Origin of the sequence: Streptomyces sp. SID12488 (genome assembly GCF_010548275.1) — a bacterium.
Taxonomy (GTDB): Bacteria; Actinomycetota; Actinomycetes; order Streptomycetales; family Streptomycetaceae; genus Streptomyces.
This window is the reverse complement of the sequence record NZ_JAAGLT010000125.1, coordinates 1-450: the sequence shown is the minus strand read 5'-3', so window position 1 is coordinate 450 and position 450 is coordinate 1. Positions and strand designations below refer to the sequence as shown.

At 70.0% G+C, this 450-nt stretch carries 1 protein-coding gene; it reads left to right on the top strand.

Annotated features, from left to right (window positions below; all coding sequences use genetic code 11):
* The coding region (pdxH, locus tag G3I56_RS42810; RefSeq protein ID WP_164418955.1) for a pyridoxamine 5'-phosphate oxidase at positions 1–450 on the top strand (450 nt) is incomplete at both ends.

The window sequence follows — 450 nt, the reverse complement described above, 5'->3', positions numbered from 1 at the left end:
AGGAGCCGATGGGCCAGTTCGCCCGTTGGTTCGAGGATGCGGCCGGGGAGAACGTCTTCGAGCCCAACGCGATGATCGTCTCGACCGCGACTCCGGACGGCCGCCCCAGCTCGCGCACGGTGCTCCTGAAGCAGTTCGACGAGCGCGGATTCGTCTTCTTCACGAACTACGAGTCCCGCAAGGGCCGCGAACTCGCCGCCAACCCCTACGTCTCCCTGCTCTTCCCCTGCCCCCCCATCGCCCGCCAGGTCATCGTGACGGGCACGGCCTCCCGCATCGGCCGCGACGAGACGGCGGCGTACTTCCGCTCCCGCCCCCACGGCTCCAAGCTGGGCGCCTGGGCCAGCGAACAGTCGACGGTCATCGCCTCGCGCGAGGAACTGGACCGCCGCTACGCGGAGCTGGAAGCCCGCTACCCGGAAGGCGAACAGGTCCCGGTCCCGCCGCAGT